This is a genomic window from Pseudomonas defluvii (assembly GCF_001695625.1).
Lineage (GTDB): Bacteria > Pseudomonadota > Gammaproteobacteria > Pseudomonadales > Pseudomonadaceae > Aquipseudomonas > Aquipseudomonas defluvii.
Map to the genome: position 1 here is coordinate 14,829 of NZ_MBPN01000014.1, position 25,802 is coordinate 40,630.

Below are 25,802 nucleotides of genomic sequence, written 5' to 3' on the forward strand. Positions count from 1 at the left end.
TTTTCAAGCGGTAGGAAGTCCTCATGAGTTTCAATCTGGCCAACAAGAGTTTTGCCGAACGGGCACAGATCGAAGACGAGAAGTCCCGGCTGTTCGAACTCTGGCAGACCAGCCTGGGCAAAGCCAAGGGCGAGGCTGCACGACTGATCGGCGAAAAGCCACGCCGCAAGGGCAAGTGGGCCGAGTGGGTGCGTACGGAGCTGGACGGCATGTCGCCGCCCGAATACGCCAACATGGTGCGCAGTGAAGTCAACAAGCTGATGGCTGCATCACGCTGACATTGGTGACAGCCGTCTCTACAACCTTGCAAAGCCTGCGGCTACCAGACACTGCTTGTGGGTTCTGGCAGGTTCAGGCGCCCGCGGTTGGTAAAGCGCACGGTACCCTGTGGCCCGCTGGCCAGTTTGCCGCGTAACTCATACGGCAGGCCATCGAGGCTGCGCGCCTGACCTAATCCATACGCCTGGCGCAGCATGGAAAAGGCGGTGATGCTTACCGGTACCACCAGTATGTCCTCGCTGTAGCGAGCAACGCTGCCGCGCTGATTACTGACACCGGCTGCCAGTGGTTGACCATTGACCTCAAGGTTCAGGGCAATGCCGTTGTAGTTGATAGGCGTTTCGTTTGGGTTCTGGATACGCAGCTTGACGGCCATGCGCAGTTCAAGCTCTTGTCCCGGTAGCGGTTCGATACCGATGACGCTGATGTTTACCGGGTCACGCCCCTGAAACAGCGCGCACGCGCTCAAGGCCAGGATCAGCAGCACGCTCAAGGTTTGACGCAAGGTACGGAACATGGGCAGTCCTCGGTAATAGGGCACAGGCTCAGTGTGGCAAATACACCGGGGTGGTGGTAGCCGATGTGAGCAGCAAACCACAGGTTTGTCGCTGAACCTGTAGTGTTCCGAGCTATCCAACGATTGGGCGCAACGCGTTGTGGAGGTGATTCGATGAACACATCATGGCTAGGCGTGCAGTTGCTTGGCTTGAGTCTGTTGCTGGCGGCAACCGCGCAGGCGCAACCGGCTGCTCCGTTGTACCTGGCTGCGCAACCCGATAACCCTTATAACAGCCCGATCCGCAGAGCCAACCCGAACAGTCGACAAGGTAGCGTGCCGGCCATGCCGCCAGTTCCTGGCCCGTCTACCCAACCCAATCCGCGCCCGCCGACCCTGGAAAACCGGGGCATCGGTAATGGCGATAACCTGCGCCGGGAACAGCAGGTGCCGAATCTGGAGCCTTCGCGTCCGCCACGCGACTCCAGACGTGTACCGTAACTGCACTGAGGGCAGGGGAAGGCTGGCGCTCAGGCACTGCACGGCGGTAGGCTTGGCGTTTTGCCTGAGACGCTCCTGATGTCTGGCTTCAGCGAAGCTTCACCGTTGCAGTTCTACCAACAGGCGGTCGCCTGTAACGGCTTTGTCGCCGATGCAGCCCAACTGCAGGCGGCGACAGCCCTGCAAGCCTGTTTCGACGCTGTAGAACAGGGTGCGTCAGCACGTGGCGTCTACCTGTGGGGGCCGGTGGGGCGTGGCAAAACCTGGCTGATGGACCAGTTTCATCGCAGCCTGAAGCAGCCGGCACGGCGCCAGCATTTTCACCACTTCATGCGTTGGGTTCACCAGCGGCTGTTCCAGCTCAACGGTACGGCTGATCCGCTACGGGCCCTGGCACGCGCCTTGGCTGACGAGATCCGGGTGCTCTGCTTCGACGAGTTGTTCGTTAACGATATTGGTGATGCGATCATTCTGGGTGGACTGTTCCAGGTGCTGTTCGATGAGGGGGTGGTCATCGTTGCCACCTCTAACCAGCCACCGCAGCAGCTCTACCACGATGGCTTCAACCGTGAGCGCTTTCTGCCGGCCATCGCGGCGATCGAGCAGCATATGCAGGTCGTCGCTGTGGACGGCGGGCAGGATCACCGCCTGCACCCTGGGGTGGCTAAACAGCGCTATTGGGTGCGCCAGCCTGGCGAGAGCAGTGTACTGGGGGCGGTGTTTGCGAGCCTTTGTGGTGATGCCCAATGGTCAGCCGAACCCCTGCGTGTAGAGCACCGCAGCGTGCAGGTAGTGCAACGCAGCGACCAGGTGCTCTGGTGTCGCTACGCCGACCTGTGCGAGCAGCCGATGGCCGCGCCGGAGTTCATGGCCTTGTGCGACCGTTTCCAGGCGATTCTGCTTGGCGAGGTGCCTGCCCTCGGCGCGGCTCAGCGCCCGGCAAAAATTGCCCGGGGCACTGAGGACGGGGTTGAGCGGGTTGCTGCAGGTGATCGCGAGTTGCCACAGTTATCGGTGCAGGATGATGGTGTGCGGCGTTTCATTGCATTGGTCGATGAATGTTACGACCGTCGGGTGGCGTTGTACCTGGAGGCGCAGGTACCGCTGGAAGCGCTCTACACTCAAGGGTATCTCGAGTTCCCGTTCCGGCGTACGTTGAGTCGCTTGCGGGAGATGCAACTGCAACGCTTCTGTTGAGGAGCCGATCATGGCCGAGCCACTGTCGCACCACCTGCTGACCATGGCCTACAACAATGCCTGGGCCAATCACCGCTTGTACAAAGCCTGTCAGCAATTGACTCAGGATGATTTCGTCGCGCCACGCTGCGGTTTTTTTCCATCGATCAAGGCAACGCTTGAGCACATTCTGCAGGTCGACACGTTCTACCTTCAGGCCTTGGAGCGTGAGCACCGTGGTGAGCCGCCGGACATCGAGGCAGAAGGGCTCTTCGAGCCACTGGAGGCGTTTGAGGGCTGTGACCAGTTGCAGCGCGAGCAGGCGCAGGTCGATCATCGGCTGATCGCCTACTGCAGCCAGTTGCACGATCATCAATTGCAGCGTGAAGTCAGTATCGTGCGGCCTGACCGTGTGCAGTGTGAGCAGCGCTTGCGTCTGCTGGCGCACCTGTTTCAGCACCAGATCCACCACCGTGGCCAGGTGCACGCGATGCTTGCCGAAACCGAAGTGCCGCCACCGCAACTCGATGAGTTTTTCTGTGCGCAGGAGTCTGAGCTAAGGGCTCAGGACTTTGCCGAACTGGGCTGGACAGAGGAGCAGATCTGGGGCTAGTGCCGTGCCAGTATCAACGGTGTATCCAGCCAAGGGTGAGCAGCGCAAGTATCAGGTAGCGACCACCCTTGGCCACACTGACGAGTAACAGGAAGCGCCAGAACGGCTCACGCATTACCCCGGCAATCAGGGTTAGCGGGTCGCCGATCACCGGCATCCAGCTCAGCAACAGTGACCATTGACCGTAACGTTGGTAGCGCTGCTGGGCCTTGTCCAGTTGCTCGGGTTTGAACGGAAACCAGCGTTTGTCGCGTAGCTGTTCGATACCGCGGCCCAGCAACCAGTTGACGATCGAACCCAGCACATTACCGAGTGTGGCAATCAGTAGCAGGCTGAGCACCGCATCGGGCTCGCCAATCAGCAAACCCACCAATACGGCTTCGGACTGCATGGGCAGCAGCGTCGCTGCCGCAAAAGCACTGAGAAACAGCCCCCAGTGGCTGAGCATGAACACGCGATCAGTACGTGGCGATCACTTCGTCAGTGCCGTCCTTGGTCAGGCCGATGACTTGGTAGGCGTCTTTGTGGTCTCCCATTTCCATGCCGGGTGACCCCATTGGCATGCCTGGGACGGCCAGGCCTTTCAGGTCGGAGCGCTTGGCCAGCAGTTTGACCTGTTCGGCGGGTACGTGGCCCTCGACGAACTTGCCGTCGATCACACCGGTGTGACATGAGGCCAGGCGGGGGGCAACGCCCAGGCGTTCCTTGACCGCGCTCATGTTCGGCTCGACATGGTCATTGACCGTGAAACCGTTGTCACGCAGGTGGCTGATCCATTCCTTGCAGCAACCGCAGTTGGGGTCGCGGTAGACATCAATGGTCTGGCCGGCTTGAGTCAGGGTGCTGAAGGCCAGCAGGCCAAACAGGGCGATTTTCTTGGTCAGCATGGTTAATCTCCAGATCCAGACGCTGGTGTGTCACGTGTGTTCGAGTGCCCAGCGGTTAGCCGGCAGAATAGCGGAATTGGCGTTCAGGTGCAGCGTGGCCTGTTGCCGCTGGCTCATCCCCCGGTGTGGCGAAGCGGGAGACAGCGATCACGCTGAGGGCTCGATTCTAGCCCGTTTGGCCTGTCAGAAAGCTGAGCGTTGGATTACAGGTTTGTAAGGTGTTGTCAGCGGCCTGATCGGGGCGTTAGCCTTAATTAAGCAAAGGTTATTTGGGCAAGGGGTTTTCATGCAGCAAGTCATCGTCATAACCGGCGCAAGCCGTGGCATCGGTGCCGCTACCGCACGTCTTGCGGCGCTTCAGGGCTATCGGGTTTGCATCAACTATCACGCCGACGATGAGGCGGCCGAGCGTGTGTTGGCTGAGGTCCGTGAGTTGGGTGCCGAGGCGATTGCCGTTCGCGCCGATGTCAGTGTCGAAGATGAAGTCATCCAGTTGTTTCATCGGGTCGACAGTGAGTTGGGGCGGGTGACGGCGCTGGTCAACAACGCCGGGACCATCGGGCACACCAGCCGGCTTGAGGACATGTCCGAGTTCCGTCTGCTCAAGCTGATGAAGACCAATGTGGTGGGGCCTATGCTCTGCGCCAAACATGCGCTGCAGCGCATGTCGACCCGCCATGGCGGGCTGGGGGGCAGTATCGTGAACGTATCTTCAGTGGCCGCCCGGCTCGGTTCGCCCAACGAATATGTCGATTATGCCGCCTCCAAAGGTGCGCTGGACACGTTTACCGTGGGGCTGGCCAAGGAGGTCGCGAGTGACGGTGTGCGGGTCAACGCCGTGCGTCCTGGCTACATTCACACCGATTTCCACGCGCTCAGTGGCGACCCGGACCGGGTCAGCACGCTGGAGGCCAGCCTCCCCATGGGGCGCGGCGGGCGGGCTGAAGAAGTGGCCGAGGCCATTATCTGGTTGCTGTCGGACAAGGCGTCCTATTCCACCGGCAGTTTTATCGAGTTGGGGGGTGGGCGCTGACGCGCCTGCAGATCAGAACGAGCGGACGATTCGCCCCAGTGTCTCCATGGCCTTTTCCGATTGCTCGGTCCAAGGGCTGCCGTAGTTCAATCGTATGCAGTTACGAAAGCGCTGAGTGGCTGAGAAAATCGGCCCCGGTGCAATGCTGATACCTTGTGCCAAGGCCATCTGAAAGAGCTTCAGAGAGTCCATCTGCTCCGGCAATTCCAGCCACAGGAAGTAGCCTCCATCCGGGTGGCTGACCCGCGTTTGTGCCGGAAAATGCCTGGCAATGGCCGCGAGCATGGCGCTCTGCTGTTCTTCCAGGGCATAGCGCAGTTTGCGCAGGTGGCGGTCATAGCCGCCGTGCTGCAGGTAGTCGGCAATGGCTGCCTGCGCCGGCATTGAGGCGCACAGCGAGGTCATCAGCTTGAGCCGTTCGATCTTCTGGGCGTAGCGTCCGGCGGCCACCCAGCCGATGCGATACCCCGGTGCCAGGCTTTTGGAGAAGGAACCGCAGTGCATCACCAGGCCATCGGTGTCGAACGCCTTCGCCGGTTTCGGTGCCTGTTGGGCATAGTAGAGTTCGGCGTAGACGTCATCTTCAATCAGTGGCACCTGATGCTGACGCAGCAGTTCCACCAACTGTTTCTTCTTCTCCTCCGGCATGCTGGCGCCCACCGGGTTCTGGAAATTGGTCATGCACCAGCAGGCTTTTACCGGATGCCGCTCCAGTGTCTGGGCGAGGACGCCAAGGTCGATGCCTTCGCGTGGGTGAACGGGAATTTCCACGGCCTTGAGTTTCAACCGTTCAAGAATCTGCAGGCAGGCGTAGAACGCAGGTGCCTCGATCGCTACCAGATCGCCGGGTTCGGTGACGGCTTGCAGGCACAGGTTCAGCGCCTCCAGGGCGCCGTTGGTGATCAGCAGCTCCTCCATCGGCAGCATCAAGCCGCCGACCATATAGCGCAGGGCTATCTGCCGCCGCAGTTGCGGGTTGCCTGGCGACAGGTCGGTGACCACCATGCGTGGGTCCATTTCCCGGCTGGCGCTGGCCAGCGAGCGGGCCAGGCGCGGCAGTGGGAACAGGTTCGGGCTCGGGAAGGCCGAGCCGAAGGCGACGGTTTGCGGGTCTTTGATCGAGTCGAGGATGGAGAACACCAGTTCGCTGACGTCAACTTCGGTGGACTCGGTGGCCTGCTCGATGATCTGCGGCTCATTGAACTGGCGTGGTGCGTGGGCGTTAACGAAATAGCCGGAACGTGGCCGGGCGCGGATCAGCCCGCGACGCTCCAGCAGGTAATACGCCTGGAACACCGTGGACGGGCTGACGCCGTGGGTCTGGCTGGCATAGCGCACCGACGGTACTCGCTGGCCAGGGCCGAGCACCCCGGAACGGATCAGTTCGGCAATATCGTCGGCGAATTTCTCGTAGCGTTTCATCATGGCTCGGCAGGTTCTGGGTACACGGAGTGTATGTGATCAGCGGTTCAAAGGCGCAACAAAGCGGCTGCGGGCCACGCTGCGTACGCTGGGTTCATCGCTGTCGACAACCTCGAAACTGATCTCCTGGGCGCTGCTGTCCGGACGGTCGGCGAGCATGGCCACCGAGACCGGCAAGTCGCTGATCTCGCCCGGTGCCAGGTTGAACTCGGTCTGGCCGTGGAGCACGAAGCCTTCGCTGTCGACCAGGCGCAGGCGGTAATGCTGGCGCTGTTGGGTTTTGTTGATGACCTTGAGGGTGTAGATGTTCTCGATCTGCCCCAGGTTGTTTTCCCGGAACAGGCCGCGGTCCTTGCTGACATCGAGCGAGACCATTGGGCGCTGGTTCAAGGCAATCACCAGGGCACCGATCATCACCACCAGCACGGTGCAGTAGCCGAGCAAGCGTGGGCGCAGCCAATGGGTTTTGCCCCCTTGCAGGGTGTGTTCGGACTTGTAGCCGATCAGGCCACGGTCATAGCCCATCTTGTCCATGATCGAGTCGCAGGCGTCGATGCAGGCCGCACAACCGATGCACTCCATTTGCAGGCCATCGCGGATGTCGATGCCGGTGGGGCAAACCTGTACGCACATATGGCAGTCGATGCAGTCGCCCAGGCCCTTGGCCTTGTGGTCGACGTCTTTCTTGCGTGGGCCGCGTGACTCGCCGCGTCGCGGGTCATAGGCGACGGTCAGGGTGTCTTTGTCGAACATCACGCTCTGGAAGCGGGCGTAGGGGCACATGTGCATGCAGACGGCTTCACGTAGCCAGCCAGCATTGATGTAGGTTGCCCCGGTGAAAAACAGCACCCAGAACAGGCTGACGCCGCCCAGTTGCAAGCTGAAAAGTTCTTCGGCCAGTGGCCGGACCGGCGTGAAGTAGCCAACAAAGGTCAGCCCGGTCAGTACGCTTATGGCCAGCCACAGGGTGTGCTTGGCTGAACGGCGGGCCAGCTTGTTCAGGCTCCAGGGCGCAGCATCCAGTTTGATTCGCTGGTTGCGCTCGCCTTCGGTGATCTTCTCGCACCACATGAAGATCCACGTCCAGGAGCTTTGCGGGCAGGTATAACCGCACCAGATGCGCCCGGCAAACACGGTAATGGCGAACAGGCCAAAGGCGCAGATGATCAGCAATGCCGAAAGCAGGATGAAATCCTGCGGCCAGAACGTGGCACCGAAAATATGGAACTTGCTTTCGGCCAGGTCCCAGAGCACGGCCTGACGACCGCCCCAGTTCAACCAGACCGTGCCGAAAAACAGCAGGAAAAGAAAGCCGGCACCACCGATGCGCAGGTTGCGGAACAGGCCGGTGAAGCTGCGGGTGTGGATATGTCCGTCGCTGCTGGCGGCCTTCTTCTTGAAGGGGGAGGGCTCGGCAATCTCAACGATCTGGACGGGGATTCTATCGCTCATGGTTCGTCGCTCATCAGGCCTCGATCAGGCCAGAGCACTATGGCGAGCGTTCTGTTTGCATAACAGGCTCAGGTATTGCGATAAAAACCGTATCAGATTCAGTTGGGTGGGGGCGCAGGCCGCAGATTGCCTGGCTCGGGCCGTTGTGCGCGACGTGCCTGCGACTATCCACCGCACCCGTTGCAGAGGCGTGGATCTGTGGGCGATTTTTGAGGAGGCAGGAAGCACTGAGGGGAGCCTAGGCTCCCCTCAAAGATTGTTGCGTGCTCTTTTTATTATTGTGAGGGTGGCCTTTTGTTGTTTTTGTCGGCCACGACCTCTGTGTTGCGGGCGATCCCCATCCGGGATCAAGAGCAAACGTATTTTTTTGAGCGCTGATCTGCTTTCATCATTGCTGATACAACCTGACGGGCGCTACCTTGGGGTAGTTTTATTGTTCTCTGCCTGGTCGTGGGGGCACGCCCCCGAAAAGCACATCATCTCCAAAAAAATCTGTTAGCTGCGTCTCTGCCGTGGTTGTTCTTGTTATGCCAGAGTCGTTGCGTCTTATTTTTATTGGGTTGTCGCATTTTTTATTGTTGTTGTACCGAACATATAGCAGGTGGCGTGCCAACTTTTTAAAACTCAATAAAATCAATGGTTTAGAGATTTTGTTGAAAAGGTTGGCCGGGAGAATCTGTCGATTTGTTTCTGTGTTACCCGTTTTTTCCCTGAAAAATGTGGGGGCGGTAACACTGGCTGCGAGGCCGGCTGTTACCGTCACGGGATTACTGGGCGTTACGTGCACGCGCAACACGTGAACCGCTGGCGCGGCCCAGAACGTTGCTGATCCGCTGGCCGGCTGCAATCAGTGCGTCCAGGTCGATACCGGTCTTGATGCCCAGGCCCTGAAGCATGTACAGCACATCCTCACTGGCCACGTTACCGCTGGCGCCCTTGGCATAAGGGCAGCCACCCAGCCCTGCGACCGAGCTGTCGAACACGGCAATCCCTTCCAGCAGGCTGGCATAGACGTTGGCCAGTGCCTGGCCATAGGTGTCATGGAAGTGCCCGGCCAGTTGTGCCCGTGGTACCTGCGCACCAACCACCTCGAACATCCGGCGGGTTGCGCCTGGGGTGCCGGTACCGATGGTGTCACCCAGCGAGACTTCATAGCAGCCCATGTCGTAAAGCTCGCGGGCTACCGGGGCCACTTGCTCGGCGCTTACCGCACCTTCATAAGGGCAGCCCAGTACACACGACACATAGCCGCGTACACGCACGCCGTGCTGTCGTGCGGCTTCCATGATCGGTACGAAGCGTTGCAGGCTCTCGCTGATCGAGCAGTTGATGTTTCGCTGCGAGAAGGCTTCAGAGGCCGCCGCGAATACCGCGACCTCCTTGACTCCGGCGGCCAGTGCGTCCTCGAAACCGCGCAGGTTCGGTGCCAGGGCGGCGTAGGTCACGCCGGCTTTTTGTTTGATGTGCGCGAACACATCGGCGGAACCCGCCATTTGCGGTACCCACTTCGGTGAGACAAAGCTGCCGACTTCAATGTAACCAAGCCCCGCAGCAGTCAGGTCATCGACCAGCTGTACCTTGTCTGCCACGCTGATCGGCTGGGCTTCGTTCTGCAGGCCGTCGCGTGGGCCGACTTCGACCAGGCGGACATTCTCGGGCATTGTCATTGGGAGGGTTCCTGTGAGGCCTCAACGGCGCTTTTCTGATTGTTCAGGGTGGTTGCCAGCGCCTGTATGCAGCGCTCTTCGGCGGTGTCCAGTTCCAGTTGCATCTGTTGGATGTCGAGTAACTGCTGCTCAAGCTGGGCGCGCCGCTCGGCAATCTTTGCCAACATGCTGTTGAGCTGCTTCTGGTTACCGCTGCTGGGGTCGTAGAGCTCGATCAGCTCGCGGCACTCTGCCAGCGAAAAGCCGATTCGCTTGCCACGCAGGATCAGCTTCAGGCTGACTTTGTCGCGAGCCGTATAGATACGCTCCAGGCCCCGGCGTTCGGGGCTGAGCAGTCCTTGCTCCTCATAAAAGCGAATGGCACGGGTGGTAATGTCCAGTTCGCGGGAAAGGTCGGAAATACTGTAGGTCTGGCTACTCATGGCAAGGCTCGGCTAGGTGCATGCGCTAAACCTAAAGGCAGCTTTACGTATACGTCAAGCTGGATTGTGATTGTGCATGCGACAGGGTTTGAGTTCAGGCGTGTACGGGCTGCGTTTCTTGCGCGACGACCCGTTGGCACAACTCGATGATCTGCTCGCGCATCCAGCGGTTGGCGGGGTCCTGGTCCGTGCTCTCATGCCAGTACAGGTGGGTTTCCAGCGGCGGAACATCGTTGACCGGCAGTGGTGTGAAATTCAGATGATGGAGCCGAGCAAAGCGTTCTGGCACGGTCATCACCATGTCGGTCTGTTGCAACACCTGCGAGGCCATCAGGTAATGTTGTGAACGCAGGGCGATCTTGCGTTGCAAGCCCATCTTGCCCAGTGCCAGGTCGACATAGCCCAGCCCGTTGCGGCGGCTGGAAATGTGGATGTGGGTCAGGCCCATGTATTCATCCAGGCTGAGCGTGTCTTTGGCCAGCGGGTGGCCCTCGCGCATGGCGCAGACGTACTGGTCTTGCATCAGTTTTACATGACGCACTTGCGGGTCTGTGTTGAGCGGCGCGTCGACGGCGAAGTCAAGGCGCCCGGCCGCCAGCTCCTTGGTGGTCTCTCGGCGTTTGCAGAGGAAACTTTCGATGGCCACTGCCGGGGCCAGACGCCGCAGGCGTTGGAACAAGGGGGGCAGAATCACCGCTTCGGTCAGGTCCGTCATGCTGATACGAAAGGTCTTGTTCGCCTGCAGGGGGTTGAAGATCCGGCTCTCCTGTACCGACACACGCAGCAACGACAGGGCGTTACGCACCGGGCCGATAATGTTCTGGGCCATGGGGGTAGGCACCATGCCCTGAGCGGTACGCACGAACAAGGGATCGTTGAAGGTATCACGCAGCCGTGCCAGGGCGTTGGAGACCGCTGGCTGGGTAATGCCGACGATCTGCCCGGCGCGGGTCAGGTTGGCTTCGGTGTAGATCGCATCGAAGACGATAAACAGATTGAGATCGACCTTGTTCAGGTTCATGGGCGCTGCTCTTGTAGGTGTTATCTGCTGATCATATATCGCTTATGAATGTTTATACACGGTGAGAATAGGCTAGGTGGATTTTGGCCGGTGAACTACAGTCTGCTCAGCCCCTTTTTACGCAGAAGGTACTGCCGATGGATTTCGCCTATTCACCCAAGGTCCAGGCGTTGCGCGAGCGCGTCATGGCGTTCATGGATGCCTATGTTTACCCGGCCGAAGCGGTCTTCGAGCGTCAGGTCGCCGAGGGTGATCGCTGGCAGCCGACTGTAATCATGGAGGAACTCAAGCGCAGGGCTCAGGCTGAAGGCCTGTGGAACCTGTTCTTGCCTGAGTCGGAACTGGGGGCGGGGCTGACCAACCTGGAATATGCGCCGTTGGCCGAAATCATGGGCCGCTCATTGCTGGGGCCGGAGCCATTCAACTGCTCTGCGCCGGACACCGGCAACATGGAAGTGTTGGTGCGCTATGGCAGTGAGGCGCATAAGCAGCAGTGGCTGGTGCCCTTGTTGCGTGGCGAGATTCGTTCTGCGTTCGCCATGACCGAGCCGGACGTGGCATCTTCTGACGCCACCAATATGCAAGCTACGGCGGTGCGCGATGGCGACGCGTGGGTGATCAATGGGCGCAAATGGTGGACCTCCGGCGCCTGTGATCCGCGTTGCAAGGTCATGATCTTCATGGGCTTGAGCAACCCGCAAGGGCCACGTCATCAACAGCACTCGATGATCCTGGTACCTACCGATACCCCCGGGGTGAACATTGTCAGGCCGTTGCCGGTGTTCGGTTATGACGATGCGCCCCATGGTCATGCTGAAGTGCTCTTCGAGAATGTCCGCGTACCCTACGACAACGTATTGCTGGGCGAGGGCAGGGGTTTTGAGATTGCCCAGGGCCGTCTCGGCCCAGGCCGCATTCACCACTGCATGCGTTCGATCGGTATGGCCGAGCGTGCCCTGGAGTTGATGTGCAAGCGTTCAGTGGCGCGCAACGCCTTTGGCAAACCGCTGGCGCGGCTGGGCGGTAACATCGACAAGATCGCTGATTCGCGGATGGAGATCGACATGGCCCGACTGTTGACCCTCAAGGCGGCCTACATGATGGACACGGTGGGTAACAAGGTGGCCCGCAGCGAGATCGCCCAGATCAAGGTGGTGGCACCAAACGTTGCGTTGAAGGTGATCGATCGGGCCATTCAGATACATGGCGGGGCTGGCGTTTCCGGTGACTTCCCGCTGGCCTACATGTACGCCATGCAGCGCACGTTACGATTGGCCGATGGCCCGGATGAGGTCCACCGCGCCGCGATCGGCAAGTACGAGATCGGCAAGTACGTACCGCGCGAGCCACTTCGCAGCGAGCCTCAGTAAACCCAGACCTCGACCCGGCGGTTGCGGATTCGGCCTTCGTCCTGGTCGTTCGCCGCTACCGGCAGTTCGGCGCCCAGGCCAAGGATCTCCCGAGCGGTCACGCCTTGCCGGGCCAGCTCGCGGCGCACGGCCATGGCGCGCAACTTGGACAGCAGGGTGGCGCGCGCCGGGTCGCTCTTGGCATCGCCGAACCCCACCAGGCTGATCTTCTGGTCGAGCTTGCCGGTGCGCTTGAGGTACGCGACCACCCGTTGCAGATCGGCTTGCGCCTTGTTGTCCAGCGTGGCGCTGCCTTCGGCGAAGCGAAAGTTCACCGAGAGCCGTTGTGCCTGTTCAAGCAGACCTCGATAAGCCGCAGGCATCTCGGCATTGGCCCGTACCGGCATCGCCTGGATGGTCTGGGCAATGAAGCCGCTGGCGGTGACGATGGCCTGGCCGGGTTCGCTTTGTGCAAAGCGAATCAGCGCCTGGGCCCAGGGGTTGTGCTGGCCGGGTGGCAGGTAGAAATACAGCCGACGGGCCAGCGGATAATCTTCGCTGGCGATCAGCCCGGGTGTCGGCAACATCGCACTCGCCGCGCCGTCGGCGATGGCCAGGACTTTGGCGCCGTGCACTGAGCTCAGGCTGCTGAAACCGATTGCCTGACGATCACGACGAACTTCGGCGGCCAACTGCTCACCCGACTCAAACCGTGTGGTACTGGTTGCCAGCGTCAGATCATGGGGGTCGAGTACCAGGCTCTTGAACGTCTCGAACGTACCGGAGCGATCGTCGCGAGCGTACAAGCGGATCGGCCCGCTGCCGAGACCTAGCGCGTCCCAGGTCGTAATGCGGCCAGCGAAAATTTTTGCCAACTGTTCGGTGGTCAATTGTGGCAAGGGATTGTCCGGGTGGACGATTACCGCCATGCCATCAAGGGCGATCACCTGCTCGGCATCGGCACTTTTCAGATCGCCAAGCGCTTCCAGGTCGACCAGTTCGCTGTCTTTGATCGGGCGCGAGGCCGCCGCCAGGTCGGCGTCACCGTTTTTAAGCGCGGTAAAACCGGTGCTCGACCCGTGGGCCGCAATGTTCACCTGGATCAACTCGCCCTGAGCAGTGTGGCCTTGTACCTGGACTTCGTTGGCAACCGTGCCGGGCAGGATCTGGATGTCCTGCACGGCTTGCGCTTGCAGCATGCCGCGCACCAAGGCTGGCGCCAGCACGCTGCCGATAGTGTTGGAACCCTGCAGGCGTAGTACCGTTTGCCCGGCGTGCGCGGCGATGGGGAGGGCGGCTAACAGGCTGAGGAGCAGCCGAAAAACAAGGGGGAACATGCCAGTGGGTGCTCGCGGCTATAGGTCGTGCCGGGAGATTAAGACAATACGATGACCGCAAGATGACGAAGGGTCAGAGGATCTTGGCTGAATGGTACGCCGGCAACATTGCTACTACCCTCTGAGAAACACGCATTTTGCGTGGTTCCCTGTGGCCAAACGCCTGACGTGAGGATCGACCGATGCTGCAACGGTTAAGCGTGACGTTACTGGTTTCTTCCTTTGCACTGCTTGCGGCGTGTGCGACGCACGTCGACAGTACCAGTGAAGCATCATTTTCTGCGTCGATGGTGGCCATAAGTCAGGGCTTGGACCTGGAGCAGAAAGCGGCGTTTGATCGGGCGCTGACAGTGGTCAGGGAAGCATATGGGCTTGACCGCGCGCGAATGGCCAAGGCGTTGGATGGCAAGGACGCCGAGGATGTCCTGGACCTTGCTGCGGATATCCGTGAAAAACAGGATGAGGCGGCCCTGGCGCAAGCCGAAAAGGATCAGGCGGCTCATCTTGAGTCATCGAAGGCGAACCTTGCGCAGTACACGGAACACTGTGAAGCGCTTGAAGCCAAGCGCCTGGCCGAGGATCCGGACAGCCGCGGCCCCAGTCGTTTTGAGGCACACGTGTGTGCGTCCGCAGACAGCTATGAACGCACGGTCGACAATCTTGAAGAGATGACGGCGCAGCAGTACAAGGACGCTGATAAAGACACGATCAGCCAGCTCAAGCTGGACTGAACATCGGCGTTGTCTGCCACCGGGTGTCGGTGGGGTGCCTTGGCGTTCGCGGTGTTTGCATCGCGGGCAAGCCCGCTCCCACATGTGGGATGCAGGCAAGCCAGGGGCGGGGCTTAGCTCAATTCCAGCCAGATCGGTGCGTGGTCCGAGGGCTTTTCCATGCCGCGCAGTTCGTAATCGACGCCTGCATCCTTGAGCCGTGGCAGCAGCCCTTGAGAGGTCATGATCAGGTCGATGCGCAGGCCACGCTTGGGTTCATCCTCGAAACCACGGCTGCGGTAGTCGAACCAGCTGAAACGGTCGCAAACGTCAGGGTTCAGGTGGCGGAAGCTGTCGACCAGGCCCCAGTTTTTCAGCCGTGCCATCCACTCGCGCTCTTCCGGCAGGAAGCTGCATTTACCGGTCTTGAGCCAGCGCTTGGCGTTGTCCGGGCCGATACCAATGTCGCAGTCTTCCGGGGAGATGTTCACGTCGCCCATTACCACCAAGGGCTGCTGGTTCTGGAACTGGCTTTCAAGCAGGGTTTGCAGGTCGCTGTAGAAACGCTGTTTGGCCGGAAATTTGGTGGGGTGGTCGCGACTTTCACCCTGGGGGAAGTAGCCGTTCATGATGGTGATCGGTGTGCCATCGACGTCGGCGAAGGTGCCCCAGATGAAACGGCGCTGGGCGTCTTCCTCGTCGGTACTGAAGCCCTTGAACAGGCTCAATGGCGCTTGGCGCGAGAGCAGGGCGACGCCGTAGTGGCCCTTTTGACCATGGAAGTTCACGTGGTAGCCCAGCGCCTGAACTTCAGCCAGTGGGAATTGCTCGTCAGCCACTTTGGTTTCTTGCAGGCCGATCACGTCCGGTTGGTGCTTTTCGATCAACGCGGCCAACTGATGGGGCCGGGCGCGCAGGCCGTTGATGTTGAACGAGACGATCTTCATGGAAGCAACAATCCTGGTAAAAGTCAGGATGCTAGCTGACATCGTCGGCCACGACCAGCGTGGCGGCCCTGTCGATCGCCTGCTAACGTGCTTCACGAGGGCGCGCCAGCGTAGCGAGTACCTCACTGGCAATGAATGCCCAGGCCTGGAGGTTTTCACGATGTCCGAATCGACTGCTGTTACGGCTGAAGTCCGCTTGCTCGATGGGGGCTACAGTCATGAAACCCGCTCGTTGCTTTACCATGCCTACCGCCGCGAGCCGACCTTTGCCTACCTGTTCGAAGCGGCGCGCCCTGGTTACGACCACCGCATCCGCGCCACGGTGCGAGAGCTGGTGCAGCAGCACTTCTATCAAGAACTGCCCGCGTTGGGGTTGCTGATCGGGGAGCGTTTGATTGGCGTTGCACTGATTGCACCACCACAACGTCGGCTCAGCGTCACGGAAAGCTGGGCCTGGCGTATGCGCATGTTGCTGAGCACCGGGTTCAACTGCACGCGCCGTTACCTGGATTACCAGGCGGCACTGATGGCCTGCCTACCCACTGACGCGGTTCACATGTTGCCGCTGCTGGGTGTCCATCCGCAGTTTCAGGGCCAGCACTTTGGTGAACAGTTACTGCAGGCGTTGCACGACTGGTGTGCCGAAGATGAGCACTCTCAAGGGATTGTTCTGGACACCGGCAATGAGCATTACCTGGCGTTTTATGCGCGGCAGGGCTATCAGGAGATTGGTGAAATTGCGGTAGGGCCTGTTCGTGAGCACGTTTTTTTTCACCCGAACCCCCAGCATTCCCGGCAAATCGGGGCGTAATCGAGCAATGAGCGATGGCCGCGGTCGCCCGGCTGCCGTAAAGCTCTGGTAGCATCGGTGCTTATGACGTATTTAGCACCTTTTACCTGTGGTTTGATTCTATGCATCGCCAGCTTCGCCGTTTGTGCACAAAGTGAACTGGTCGTTCGGATAAAGCCTGCCAACAGCGAGCTCAAGGACAATATCGAAGGTTACATTGGTAGCCTGGGTGACCGTGACGAAGAGGCTTTGATGCGCTTCAGTCGCGGTGCCGTCGAGCAGGCCAGAAAAGCGGCCCAGGCCTTGGGTTACTACCAGCCCCATATCGAAACCGAGATCAAACCCCCGGCCAAGGCGAACAAGGGGCCACGCCTGGTGATGACCGTTGAGCCGGGCGAGCCAATCCGGATTCGCGACATCACGGTACGTATTCAAGGGCCGGCCAGTGAACTGAAAGCCTTTCGGATTCCAAATAGCCGTTACTTGCGCTCGGGCGAAGTGCTCAATCATGGGCATTATGAGGACGCCAAGCGGCTGATTCAGAACCAGGCTTCCCGCTATGGCTTCTTCAGTGGCCGGTTTCTCCGGCAACGTCTGACGGTCGATCCACTGGCTGGGGTCGCTGATATCGAGCTGGTCTACGACAGTGGCCCGCGCTACGCCCTGGGCAAGGTCCAGTTTACCGGTGACAGCCCGTTCGATGAGGACCTGTTGCGCAGGATGGTGCCGTTCCAGGAAGGTGCGCCCTATGATTCTGAGCTGATCGCCGAGCTCAACAATGCGCTGCAGTCCAGTGGTTACTTCGAGAGGGTGCGTGTCGATGCGGCACCGACGGCAGCCGTCGGCCAGACAATCCCGGTGGCGGTTCAGTTGCAGACCCGCAAGCCCCGTACCATGGGCTTGGGCCTGGGTTTTTCGACGGACGTCGGGCCTCGTGCCAAGGCTAACTGGACGCGCCATTGGGTTAACCCTGAAGGTCATAGCTACGGTATCGAGACCGAGGTATCGGCCCCCCGGCAGAACGTCGGCCTGTGGTACGACGTGCCTCTGGATCCTCCGCTGACCGACAAGTTTCGTTTTGCCGGCGGTTACCAGAACGAAGAAATCGCCAATACCGACAGCCTCAGTAAGCTGCTGACGGTAGGCCCGGAATGGCACAGCAAGTTGCCCAGTGGTTGGCAGCGGGTGATCTCGCTGAAATGGCAGCGTGAAGAGTATCGCCTGGGTGACGACTCCGGGTTGAGCAACCTGCTGATGCCCGGTGTCAGTTATGCCTACCTGCGCAGCGACAACCGCATTGATCCGCACAATGGCTACCGCCTGCAGTTCGACACGCAGGTCGCGAAGGAAGGCCTGCTCTCGGACACCAATCTGGTGCATGGCAATGTCCTGCTCAAGGGCTTGACCACCCTTGGGCGGAACCACCGTTTCCTGGGCCGGGTACAGTTTGGCGGCAGCGCCACCAACGGCTACAAATCAATGCCGCCGTCGTTGCGGTTTTTCGCCGGTGGCGATCAGAGCGTGCGCGGTTACGACTACCAGACGCTGTCGCCGAAGAACTCGGACGGTGACCGTATCGGTGGCCGCTACCTGGTGGCCGGCAGTGTTGAGTACCAATACTCGATTGCCGAGAAGTGGCGCGTGGCGACCTTCGTCGATCAAGGCAACTCATTCAACAGTCTGGAACTGCCTAGCCTCAAGACCGGCGTCGGTCTTGGTGTGCGCTGGGTATCTCCGGTGGGCCCACTGCGCCTGGACCTCGCCCACGCGCTGGATGACGAGGGCGGTATTCGTTTGCACTTTTCCATGGGGCCGGAACTGTGAGTCGTGTGTTTAAAGGGATTGCCATCGGCCTGGTCGGCCTACTGCTGATTGTGGTCTTCGGTGTGGCCGCTGTACTGGGTACGCAGGCGGGCAGCCGTTGGGTACTGAACCGGGTGCCAGGGTTGCAACTGGACGAGTTCCAAGGGCGGCTGGCAGGGCAGTGGCAGGCCAAGCGCCTGTTGTGGGAGCAGTCGGGTAACCGGGTCGAGTTGACGCAGCCGTTGCTGGCGTGGTCGCCCGCCTGCCTGTTGCGAATGACGTTATGCGTAACCCAGCTACGCGCCGAGCGGGTGGACCTGGCGTTTGCCCCCGGCGAGCCCTCGACAGACAGCGGCCCGCTGCAGTTGCCGGCCTTGGCATTGCCGCTGAACATCGAGCTGGGTGAGCTACAGATTGGTCGACTGACGCTGGATGGCAATGAGCAGTTGAGTGAGTTGCAACTGGCGGCGCGTTGGAGCGTCGAGGGCCTGCGTATTGATCGCCTGCAGGTTCAGCGCGAGGATCTGCACCTGGCCCTGCAGGGGATGCTGAAGCCTGAAGGCGACTGGCCCATGCAGGCCAGCGGCCAACTGCAATTGCCTGTAGTGGATGGGCAGCCGTGGCAATTGGCCCTGAAGGTGGACGGTGACCTGCAGCAGACGTTGCGGGTAAGCGCGGACAGTACGGGCTATTTGCAGGGACGACTCGATGGGCAGTTGCAGCCGCTGGCGGCGAACCTGCCGGCCAAGGTGCGTATCAGCGCCGACGCCTTCAAGGCGAGCGCCGACCTGCCGGATACCCTGCAGCTCAATCAGGTGTTGCTGACCGGTGAAGGCGACCTGAGCGCGGGTTACCGGCTTGCGGGCAATGCCAGCCTGCCGGCCTCGCAGGGCCCGATCGCCCTGGCCCTGCAAGGCCGGGTCGATGCCCGTGGTGCCGAACTGTCAGCGCTCGACCTGAACGCTTCCGCAGAACAGTACCTCAGGCTCAAGGCCACCGCCGACTGGCAACAGAGCATCAAGGCCAGCGCTCAGCTTGAGTGGCTGGACTTCCCCTGGTTGCGCCTTTACCCGCTGGATGACGCGCCGCAGGTCACCCTGCGTCGTTTCAATGGCCAGGTCCGTTACCAGGAAGGCCGTTACGAAGGGGATTTTGCCGGTGACCTGGACGGCCCGGCCGGTGCGTTCAAGATCAGCAGCCCGTTCAAGGGCGATCTCACGGCTATCGACTTGCCGCAGCTTGTTCTGAGTGCGGGGCATGGTAAGGCCGCCGGTAACCTGCGGGTGCAGTTCGCTCAAGGCATTGCCTGGGATACGGCACTGGAGTTGTCCGCGCTTAATCCTGCGTATTGGCTGGCCGAGTTGCCCGGTACATTGGCTGGGCCGTTGCGCAGCACGGGCGAGTTCAAGGATGGCCACCTGCGGCTGGATGCCGACGTAAACCTCAAGGGCCGCCTGCGTGGCCAGCCGGCGCTGCTTCAGGCCAAGGCTGGCGGTGCAGGGGAACAGTGGACCTTGGGCACCCTGGACATTCGGCTGGGGGACAACCGTATCAACGGTAGCGGCAGCCTTCAGCAGCGTCTGGCCGGCCAGCTCGACCTCGACATGCCCCGTTTAGGGCAGCTCTGGCCGCAACTGCAGGGGCGTTTGAAAGGGCGCCTGGACGTTGCGGGCACACTCAAGGCCCCACAAGGGCAATTGACCGTGCAAGGGCAGCAGTTGGCCCAGGCCCAGAACCATCTGCAACGCCTGGATCTCAGCGCGCAGATGGACTCGGCACAACGTGTACGGATTGAGTTGGAGGCCGGTGCGATCCAGTTGGGTGAAACGGGATTGGGTACGCTTACTGCCAAGGGGCAGGGCGACAGGCGTCAACAGCAATTGCGCCTGGGCCTGAAGGGGCCGCAACTGGTGCTTGACCTCGAACTGGACGGTCAGCTGGACAAAGACAACTGGCGGGGGCGCCTGGCCAGTGGGCGTATCCAGGCCGGAGGCCAGGATTGGCAGTTACAGGCCCCAGCCCGGCTACAGCGCCTGGCGAATGGCCAGATTGACTTCTTTGCTCATTGCTGGCGTTCGGGTGATGCCAGCCTGTGCGGCGAAGACCAGCGCCTGGCCCCCGAGCCCAAGCTGCGTTATCACCTCAAGCAGTTCCCGTTGCAGAGCCTGGCCCAATGGTTGCCGAAAGACTTTGCCTGGAGCGGCCAACTCAATGCCGATATCAACCTCGACCTGCCGGCCAGCGGGCCCAAGGGACGGGTTCAGGTTGATGCCAGTGGTGGCACCCTGAGGTTGCGCGAGAAAGGCCAGTGGCTGGATTTCCCTTACCAGACCCTGCGCCTGGACAGCACCTTGGGCCCACGGCGGGTAGATTCCCGTTTGGCGTTTCGTGCCGAGCGACTGGGTGAGCTGACCCTGGACACGCGTCTTGATCCGCTTGCGAAAAACAAACCTGTCAGTGGCACGTTCAGTTTGAATGGCCTGGACCTTTCCATCGCCCGGCCTTTTGTTCCGATGGTCGAGCGCTTGGCCGGCCAGTTGAATGGCAGCGGCAGGTTGTCCGGCACGTTGCTGGCGCCACAGGTCAACGGTAGCCTGACCCTTTCGCAGGGCGAGGCCAGCGGTGCAGAACTGCCCATCAGCCTGCGTGAGCTGACCTTGCGTGCCGTGATCGCCGGTGAGCAGGTTCAGTTGCAGGGTGACTGGAAAAGTGGCGAGACTGGCCAGGGACAGTTGAGTGGTCAGATCGGCTGGGCGCGCGCGTTGGCGGTCGACCTGCGTGTTCATGGCCAGCGCTTGCCAGTCAACGTCGAGCCCTACGCCGTGCTGGAGGTAGCCCCGGACCTGAACATCGGCCTGCAAGGCGACAAGCTGGCAATCACAGGCAAAGTGCTGGTGCCCAAGGGCAAGATCAGCATCCGCGAGTTGCCGCCATCCACCGTCAAGGTATCCGATGATACGGTGATCGTCGGCCACCAGACCGAAGCGGGTCAGGCCCCCTTGGCGATGGCCATGGACGTCGACGTCGAGGTAGGGCAGGACAAGCTGTCGTTCAGAGGGTTTGGTTTGAGTGCCAACCTGCGGGGTGCCGTGCATATCGGCGACAACCTCGACACCCGTGGTGAGCTGAGCCTGGTTGATGGCCGTTATCGCGCCTATGGCCAGCGCTTGACTATCCGCCGTGCGCGATTGCTGTTTGCAGGCCCTATCGATCAGCCGTATCTGGACATCGAGGCCGTACGCAAAACCGATGACGTGATCGCGGGTATTCGCCTCAGTGGCAGTGCTGAACAGCCGACCACCCAGGTGTTTTCCGAGCCGGCCATGAGCCAGGAGCAGGCCTTGTCGTATCTGGTATTGGGGCGGCCATTGGGCAGTACCGGTGAGGACAACAACATGCTTGCACAAGCGGCGCTGGGCTTGGGGCTGGCGGGCAGTTCGGACCTGACCGGTAGCCTGGCGAAAAGCCTCGGTATCGACGACTTCCAACTCGACACTCAGGGGAGCGGCGCCAGCACCAGCGTGGTCGCCAGCGGCAACCTGACGGAACGCCTGAGCTTGCGTTATGGCGTGGGCGTATTCGAACCGGCCAACACCATTGCCTTGCGCTACCTGTTGAGTAAAAAGCTCTACCTGGAAGCCGCCAGTGGGATCGCCAGTTCGCTTGATCTGTTTTACAAACGCGACTTCTGAGTCAGCGAACGGTTGCAGCGGCGATGAACTCGTTGTCCGCGGATGGCGGTGCAGGATCGGGCTGGCGGCAGGGGGTAATCAGTTGGGTGTACTCTTCGATCAGACGATTCAATGCCTCGGGCGGTTCGCAGGCCTGAAACTGCATACGAATCTGTACTTCGTCCGGGTCACGATGATCGCCTTGGCGCTTGTTCTGAGCGCCTACGGTGACCATGAACCGTTCGTGCTTGAGTGCGCTGTTTTCCAGTACATGGCTTGCATCGGCCAGTTCGGTGTTCTGGATCTTTACCGAGAGGTCGACTTGCATCCGCTCCAGGGCCAGGCCGCGTGGTGACACCAGCGTGATCAGGGGGATGCTCAAGGTATGTCGGTCATCCATGGCGACATCAACCATCTTGGCTTTCATCGGGGCGCCCAAGGCTTCGGCGTCATAGTCAAAAAACTGGTCAAACAGCTTGATGTACTGTTGTGCGATCAGGTTGTTCGCCGCCGCTGCGGCGTCCTGCAGACCTCGGGTAATGTCAGCCAGGTCGCAGGTGGCAAGGGGCTCTTTGTCGTTAGGACTGCGTTCCAAGAGGCTGGGCTCCTTTGGCGAGGGACGGGGAGGCTCCGCTCATCAGAGCGGAACCTGTTGTCGCGTGTCAGTTAGTGGTTTGTTGTACCTGGTCTGGCATTGGCAGTTTGGATTCAGGCAAGGCGTCCTTGTTCTGCGCCTCGGTGTTGGGAAGCATGACCGGCTTGGTGGCGGCATCGGTCAGGAAGTCGATGACGCGCATCAAGGCTTCTGGCGGATCCTGGCGTTTGACGCGGGTGTTGAACGCGTAACGCGCGCGGGTGTCGGTCTTGCGAGTTTGTGTTGACTTGTGGCTGACCTGGCCTTTGACGCTCATCTTGAACGGGCCCCAGCCAATGGAAGCGCCAAACTCAGCGCTGCCACCGGTTTCAGAGCTGCTTTCGGCCTGCTGGCTGATGGTCAGCTCGAACTCGATGTTACCTTCTTCAATGGCGATGTTCGGGTGGGTGATGGCCGCCAGCAGAGGGATCTGCATTTTCTTGGCGACGGTACCCTGATAGACACCCTGTTCGTCCGTGAGAGTTTCTTCATAGTCGAATTGGATGGCGACAGCCTTGCCATCCTGGATACAGACGCCCATGAGGAAGTCTGCGTAGGATTTACTGGCGCTAACCTGCGCCTGAATCATGGCCTGCAGTGGCCCGGAGATCATCCGGTCCAGTGGCAGTGCGTTCATGACCGAGCCGATGAGGCTGTTATCGATAGTTGCCATGGTGAGATTTCCTTATCGTGAAGTGCGCGTGAGTGCGCGGTTACCGTTACGCGGTGTGGCGGGCGTGAGCCTCTTGACGCCGGATATTGCCGATCTGGCGCAGGCTCAGGCCGTATTTGTCGGCCAGCACGCTACGGGACAGGCCGTGCGAGCTTTCCTGTTGAATCTGTTGGTTGCGCAGTTGCCGGTTGAAGTGGTCGGGTTTGGGAATCTCCAGGGCCGTACCGGCATAGCGTTTGATCAAGGCCTCAAGCTGTTCATTGGGCAGTACATCGGCCAGCGTGGTGCGGCCTGGGTGCTTGGGAATGTACTTGGGCCTGCCGCCGTAGATGCAGGTCAAGCGATACGCGCTTTCCAGCCCGACACACGCGATCAAGGCTTGCAGGGAATGAGGCAGTTGGGTGATGTCGATACGGTTCAGGTCGCAGAGTTCCATGATCACTTCCTTGTCAATGAGCAAGCCATTTGGGCCTGCGGTAGGTGTTAGCCGTCAGCATTCAGCGTGATCAGCAGTGCCGTATCGGCTGGCTGCGTTGGTCGGCGTCATGGGTTGATTCTCGGGCACTGCGCGACAAAAGATCTAGGTAGCAAGCGGGTCTGTACCAGTAGCTGTTCCTGCTTATGTTCGGTGGGAAAAATGGCGAAGGGATGTGGGTATTCCGCGGCGCAACGGGCGCAAAGCCCCGGTTTTCGGCCCGCCACCACAACGGCATAGCCGCTGCTTGGCGCTACCAGCGTCAGTCGCAAGGGTGGGTGACCAACAGGCTGACCTGAGCCATCAATGCGGTTTGGCGAGGCAGCGCATTGTCGGGGAAGGAACGCCAATCAACCCATAGGCAGACAGCGGTGAGTGGGCTGTTGCCGCGTGCGCCGACGACCTGAGGTGCGAAGTCGCGTCGGTACAACGCCTGGGTTTTTTTCAACCCTTGAACCCGTTCAGCCGATGCCAGCGTGGCTTTTACCAGTGACGGTATTTCCTGCATGGGGATGGTGAAGGCTTCGCGTGTTTCCGGGCTACCCAGGTGCCCGGCCTGTCGAGAACGTTGCCACAATTGCTGCCATTGGCTGTTGCCTGCGCTGTTCGCCAGGCCGGTTCCGAGTGCTTTCAGGTGCGAGGGGTCGAGGTCTATGGTTTGCAGTGCTTGAGCCTCAATACAGACCAGCAGGCCGACTGTACTGAGCAGGTGGGGTATGCGCATGAGGATGCTCCGCGAGGGACGTTAGTGCTTGAGCGCTCATGTTTGCAAGTTGGTCGGTAGGGCAGAACCGGGAAAATATCCTTGTGAGAGGATTGGACGTTGTATTATTCGCGTTTGATTTTTGTCTTCCACGCGTCAAGGAAACCCACATGACTCAAGGCCAACGCCTTAAATACTCCATCCTGTTGTCCCTGCTGGTGCTGGCAACCATGCTGGGGCTGTCCTACCTGCAGAAAGACGGTGTGATCAGCGAAAAGGTGTTCCAGTACATCGCCATCGGCGTGGCGGTCGTCGTGGTCATCGTCAACGGCATCATGCGCCGCAAGGTCAAACTCTGATTCCAGGTCGGCCAGCGCTGAGGCTGGCCGACACCGGCGGTTACAGGGTCAGGTCACGCAGCAGGAGGCCGTACTCCAGGTTGACCTGCTCAGGAATCGGCAGGTAGACGGTATGGCCATCGCCAGGGGCAACCTCGATCGGTTGGCCCTGGCGATTGCGCAACTGATGCAAGTCGAAATGGTAGTTGCCACGTGGCGTCATCAGTTCAAGGTGATCGCCAAGGCCAAAGCGGTTTTTCACCTGCACTTCGGCCAGCCCATCGACCCGCTCACCGGTCAGCTCGCCAACGAACTGCTGGCGCTCAGACTGCGAGTTGCCACGTTGGTAGTTCTGATACTCGTCATGCACATGGCGGCGCAGAAACCCCTCGGTGTAACCCCGTTGCGCCAGTGACTCCAGATTGAGCATCAACGAGCGGTCGAACTCGCGGCCTGCTACGGCATCATCAATTGCCTGGCGGTAGGCCTGAGTGGTGCGTGCGCAATAGAAGTGCGATTTGGTGCGGCCCTCGATTTTCAGCGAGTGAACGCCCATCTTGGTCAAGCGCCCGACGTGCTGTACCGCCCGCAGGTCCTTGGCGTTCATGATGTAGGTGCCATGCTCGTCTTCGAATGCCGGCATCTCTTCGCCAGGACGGTTGCTTTCTTCCAGCAGGAAGACTTCATCGGTCGGCGCGCCCAGGCCCAGTGTCGGCTCGACTTCGCGGACGATCTCACCGGTTACATTTTCCGTGGCCGGTGTGGCGCTGTACTTCCAGCGGCAGGCATTGGTGCATGAGCCCTGGTTGGCGTCACGCTTGTTGAGGTAGCCGGACAGCAGGCAGCGCCCGGAATACGCCATGCACAGCGCGCCGTGAACGAACACCTCCAGTTCCATTTCGGGAACCTGGTGGCGAATTTCCTCGATCTCCTCCAGCGACAACTCGCGGGACAGGATGACCCGGGTCAGGCCCAGCCCACGCCAGAACTCCACGCTGGCCCAGTTCACCGTGTTGGCCTGTACGGAAAGATGAATCGGCATCTCGGGGAAATGCCGACGAACCAGCATGATCAGGCCGGGGTCGGACATGATCAGTGCATCCGGGCCCATGGTGATCACCGGCTCCAGGTCCTTGAGGAAGGTTTTCAGCTTGGCGTTATGCGGTGCGATGTTGACCACCACATAGAACTGCTTGCCCTGGGCCTGGGCTTCCTTGATGCCGATGGCCAGATTCTCATGGTCGAATTCGTTGTTGCGCACCCGCAGGCTATAGCGCGGTTGCCCGGCATAGACCGCGTCGGCGCCATAGGCGAAGGCATAGCGCATGTTCTTGAGGGTGCCGGCAGGGGCAAGTAATTCGGGTTTGGCGAGGCTGGTCATGGGAGATCGGGTCGCAGCTGAA

General features: G+C 60.4%; 26 protein-coding genes. 11 read left to right on the forward strand and 15 right to left on the reverse strand.

What is annotated here, in order from left to right:
- The first annotated feature begins 23 nt into the window (after positions 1 to 23).
- Entirely contained in the window at positions 24 to 278 is a 255-nt protein-coding gene (locus tag EKA13_RS06080; RefSeq protein ID WP_065758505.1) for a hypothetical protein, read from the forward strand.
- Between the two features lie 41 nt (positions 279 to 319).
- On the opposite strand, the gene EKA13_RS06085 is transcribed toward EKA13_RS06080, so the two are convergent.
- Entirely contained in the window at positions 320 to 796 is a 477-nt protein-coding gene (locus tag EKA13_RS06085; RefSeq protein WP_065758506.1) for an LEA/WHy family protein, read from the reverse strand.
- 153 nt (positions 797 to 949) lie between these two features.
- On the opposite strand from EKA13_RS06085, the gene EKA13_RS06090 reads away from it, so the two are divergent.
- From EKA13_RS06090 to EKA13_RS06100, 3 genes are all read left to right on the forward strand, one after another.
- Positions 950 to 1,276: a hypothetical protein gene (locus tag EKA13_RS06090; protein WP_065758507.1), complete on the forward strand. Its 327-nt coding sequence runs from the start codon at positions 950 to 952 to the stop codon at positions 1,274 to 1,276.
- A 78-nt stretch (positions 1,277 to 1,354) separates the two neighbouring features.
- Entirely contained in the window at positions 1,355 to 2,473 is a 1,119-nt protein-coding gene (gene zapE, locus EKA13_RS06095) for a cell division protein ZapE (RefSeq protein WP_065758508.1), read from the forward strand.
- A gap of 10 nt (positions 2,474 to 2,483) precedes the next feature.
- Positions 2,484 to 3,065 carry a DinB family protein gene (locus EKA13_RS06100; RefSeq protein WP_065758509.1) on the forward strand — a complete coding sequence of 194 codons (582 nt, stop codon included), beginning with the start codon at positions 2,484 to 2,486 and terminating at the stop codon, positions 3,063 to 3,065.
- A gap of 13 nt (positions 3,066 to 3,078) precedes the next feature.
- Here the strand turns inward: EKA13_RS06100 and EKA13_RS06105 are convergent, their stop codons facing one another.
- Positions 3,079 to 3,513, reverse strand: a complete 435-nt coding sequence (locus tag EKA13_RS06105; protein ID WP_065758510.1) for a YqaA family protein — start codon at positions 3,511 to 3,513, stop codon at positions 3,079 to 3,081.
- A gap of 10 nt (positions 3,514 to 3,523) precedes the next feature.
- Complete coding sequence (locus EKA13_RS06110) at positions 3,524 to 3,952, reverse strand: DUF411 domain-containing protein (RefSeq protein ID WP_065758511.1); 429 nt, start codon at positions 3,950 to 3,952, stop codon at positions 3,524 to 3,526.
- 286 nt (positions 3,953 to 4,238) lie between these two features.
- Here EKA13_RS06110 and EKA13_RS06115 point away from each other — a divergent pair, with 286 nt between their 5' ends.
- A complete protein-coding gene (locus EKA13_RS06115) occupies positions 4,239 to 4,985 on the forward strand; it encodes an SDR family oxidoreductase (RefSeq protein WP_065758512.1) in 747 nt (248 codons plus the stop codon).
- Positions 4,986 to 4,997: 12 nt separating this feature from the next.
- Here the strand turns inward: EKA13_RS06115 and mapR are convergent, their stop codons facing one another.
- From mapR to EKA13_RS06140, 5 genes are all read right to left on the reverse strand, one after another.
- Positions 4,998 to 6,407 carry a GntR family transcriptional regulator MpaR gene (mapR, locus tag EKA13_RS06120; protein WP_065758555.1) on the reverse strand — a complete coding sequence of 470 codons (1,410 nt, stop codon included), beginning with the start codon at positions 6,405 to 6,407 and terminating at the stop codon, positions 4,998 to 5,000.
- A 39-nt stretch (positions 6,408 to 6,446) separates the two neighbouring features.
- A complete protein-coding gene (gene ccoG / locus EKA13_RS06125) occupies positions 6,447 to 7,859 on the reverse strand; it encodes a cytochrome c oxidase accessory protein CcoG (protein WP_065758513.1) in 1,413 nt (470 codons plus the stop codon).
- Positions 7,860 to 8,626: 767 nt separating this feature from the next.
- Positions 8,627 to 9,526: a hydroxymethylglutaryl-CoA lyase gene (locus EKA13_RS06130; protein ID WP_065758514.1), complete on the reverse strand. Its 900-nt coding sequence runs from the start codon at positions 9,524 to 9,526 to the stop codon at positions 8,627 to 8,629.
- Positions 9,523 to 9,948, reverse strand: coding sequence for a MerR family transcriptional regulator (locus EKA13_RS06135; protein ID WP_065758515.1), 426 nt, complete (start codon positions 9,946 to 9,948; stop codon positions 9,523 to 9,525). The genes EKA13_RS06130 and EKA13_RS06135 overlap by 4 nt, the downstream gene beginning before the upstream one ends.
- 94 nt (positions 9,949 to 10,042) lie before the next feature.
- Positions 10,043 to 10,969: a LysR family transcriptional regulator gene (locus EKA13_RS06140; protein ID WP_065758516.1), complete on the reverse strand. Its 927-nt coding sequence runs from the start codon at positions 10,967 to 10,969 to the stop codon at positions 10,043 to 10,045.
- Positions 10,970 to 11,106: 137 nt separating this feature from the next.
- Here EKA13_RS06140 and EKA13_RS06145 point away from each other — a divergent pair, with 137 nt between their 5' ends.
- The gene (locus EKA13_RS06145; RefSeq protein WP_065758517.1) at positions 11,107 to 12,339 is read left to right on the forward strand and encodes an acyl-CoA dehydrogenase; all 1,233 of its coding nucleotides are present in this window, start codon (positions 11,107 to 11,109) and stop codon (positions 12,337 to 12,339) included.
- On the opposite strand, the gene EKA13_RS06150 is transcribed toward EKA13_RS06145, so the two are convergent.
- The gene (locus EKA13_RS06150; protein ID WP_065758518.1) at positions 12,333 to 13,655 is read right to left on the reverse strand and encodes a substrate-binding domain-containing protein; all 1,323 of its coding nucleotides are present in this window, start codon (positions 13,653 to 13,655) and stop codon (positions 12,333 to 12,335) included. The genes EKA13_RS06145 and EKA13_RS06150 overlap by 7 nt on opposite strands.
- A 308-nt stretch (positions 13,656 to 13,963) precedes the next feature.
- Between EKA13_RS06150 and EKA13_RS06155 the strand changes: the two genes are divergently transcribed.
- A complete protein-coding gene (locus EKA13_RS06155) occupies positions 13,964 to 14,386 on the forward strand; it encodes a hypothetical protein (RefSeq protein ID WP_125862916.1) in 423 nt (140 codons plus the stop codon).
- A 113-nt stretch (positions 14,387 to 14,499) separates the two neighbouring features.
- Here the strand turns inward: EKA13_RS06155 and xthA are convergent, their stop codons facing one another.
- Positions 14,500 to 15,312 carry an exodeoxyribonuclease III gene (gene xthA, locus EKA13_RS06160; protein ID WP_065758520.1) on the reverse strand — a complete coding sequence of 271 codons (813 nt, stop codon included), beginning with the start codon at positions 15,310 to 15,312 and terminating at the stop codon, positions 14,500 to 14,502.
- A 160-nt stretch (positions 15,313 to 15,472) separates the two neighbouring features.
- Here xthA and EKA13_RS06165 point away from each other — a divergent pair, with 160 nt between their 5' ends.
- The 3 genes from EKA13_RS06165 (at position 15,473) to EKA13_RS06175 (ending at position 21,597) form a co-directional block, all read left to right on the forward strand.
- Entirely contained in the window at positions 15,473 to 16,123 is a 651-nt protein-coding gene (locus EKA13_RS06165; protein WP_065758556.1) for a GNAT family N-acetyltransferase, read from the forward strand.
- Positions 16,124 to 16,186: 63 nt separating this feature from the next.
- Positions 16,187 to 17,926 carry an autotransporter assembly complex protein TamA gene (locus EKA13_RS06170; RefSeq protein ID WP_065758521.1) on the forward strand — a complete coding sequence of 580 codons (1,740 nt, stop codon included), beginning with the start codon at positions 16,187 to 16,189 and terminating at the stop codon, positions 17,924 to 17,926.
- Positions 17,923 to 21,597, forward strand: a complete 3,675-nt coding sequence (locus EKA13_RS06175; protein WP_065758522.1) for a translocation/assembly module TamB domain-containing protein — start codon at positions 17,923 to 17,925, stop codon at positions 21,595 to 21,597. The genes EKA13_RS06170 and EKA13_RS06175 overlap by 4 nt, the downstream gene beginning before the upstream one ends.
- A 1-nt stretch (position 21,598) precedes the next feature.
- Here the strand turns inward: EKA13_RS06175 and EKA13_RS06180 are convergent, their stop codons facing one another.
- From EKA13_RS06180 to EKA13_RS06195, 4 genes are all read right to left on the reverse strand, one after another.
- A complete protein-coding gene (locus EKA13_RS06180) occupies positions 21,599 to 22,171 on the reverse strand; it encodes a DUF2589 domain-containing protein (protein WP_065758523.1) in 573 nt (190 codons plus the stop codon).
- Positions 22,172 to 22,238: 67 nt separating this feature from the next.
- The gene (locus EKA13_RS06185) at positions 22,239 to 22,883 is read right to left on the reverse strand and encodes a DUF2589 domain-containing protein (RefSeq protein WP_065758524.1); all 645 of its coding nucleotides are present in this window, start codon (positions 22,881 to 22,883) and stop codon (positions 22,239 to 22,241) included.
- Positions 22,884 to 22,929: 46 nt separating this feature from the next.
- Complete coding sequence (locus EKA13_RS06190; RefSeq protein ID WP_065758525.1) at positions 22,930 to 23,319, reverse strand: Mor transcription activator family protein; 390 nt, start codon at positions 23,317 to 23,319, stop codon at positions 22,930 to 22,932.
- A 301-nt stretch (positions 23,320 to 23,620) separates the two neighbouring features.
- A complete protein-coding gene (locus tag EKA13_RS06195) occupies positions 23,621 to 24,082 on the reverse strand; it encodes a hypothetical protein (RefSeq protein WP_065758526.1) in 462 nt (153 codons plus the stop codon).
- A gap of 149 nt (positions 24,083 to 24,231) precedes the next feature.
- On the opposite strand from EKA13_RS06195, the gene EKA13_RS06200 reads away from it, so the two are divergent.
- On the forward strand, positions 24,232 to 24,420 hold the full coding sequence (locus EKA13_RS06200; RefSeq protein WP_065758527.1) for a hypothetical protein: 189 nt from the start codon (positions 24,232 to 24,234) through the stop codon (positions 24,418 to 24,420).
- Between the two features lie 40 nt (positions 24,421 to 24,460).
- Here the strand turns inward: EKA13_RS06200 and trhP are convergent, their stop codons facing one another.
- On the reverse strand, positions 24,461 to 25,780 hold the full coding sequence (gene trhP / locus EKA13_RS06205; protein ID WP_065758528.1) for a prephenate-dependent tRNA uridine(34) hydroxylase TrhP: 1,320 nt from the start codon (positions 25,778 to 25,780) through the stop codon (positions 24,461 to 24,463).
- Positions 25,781 to 25,802 lie beyond the last annotated feature (22 nt).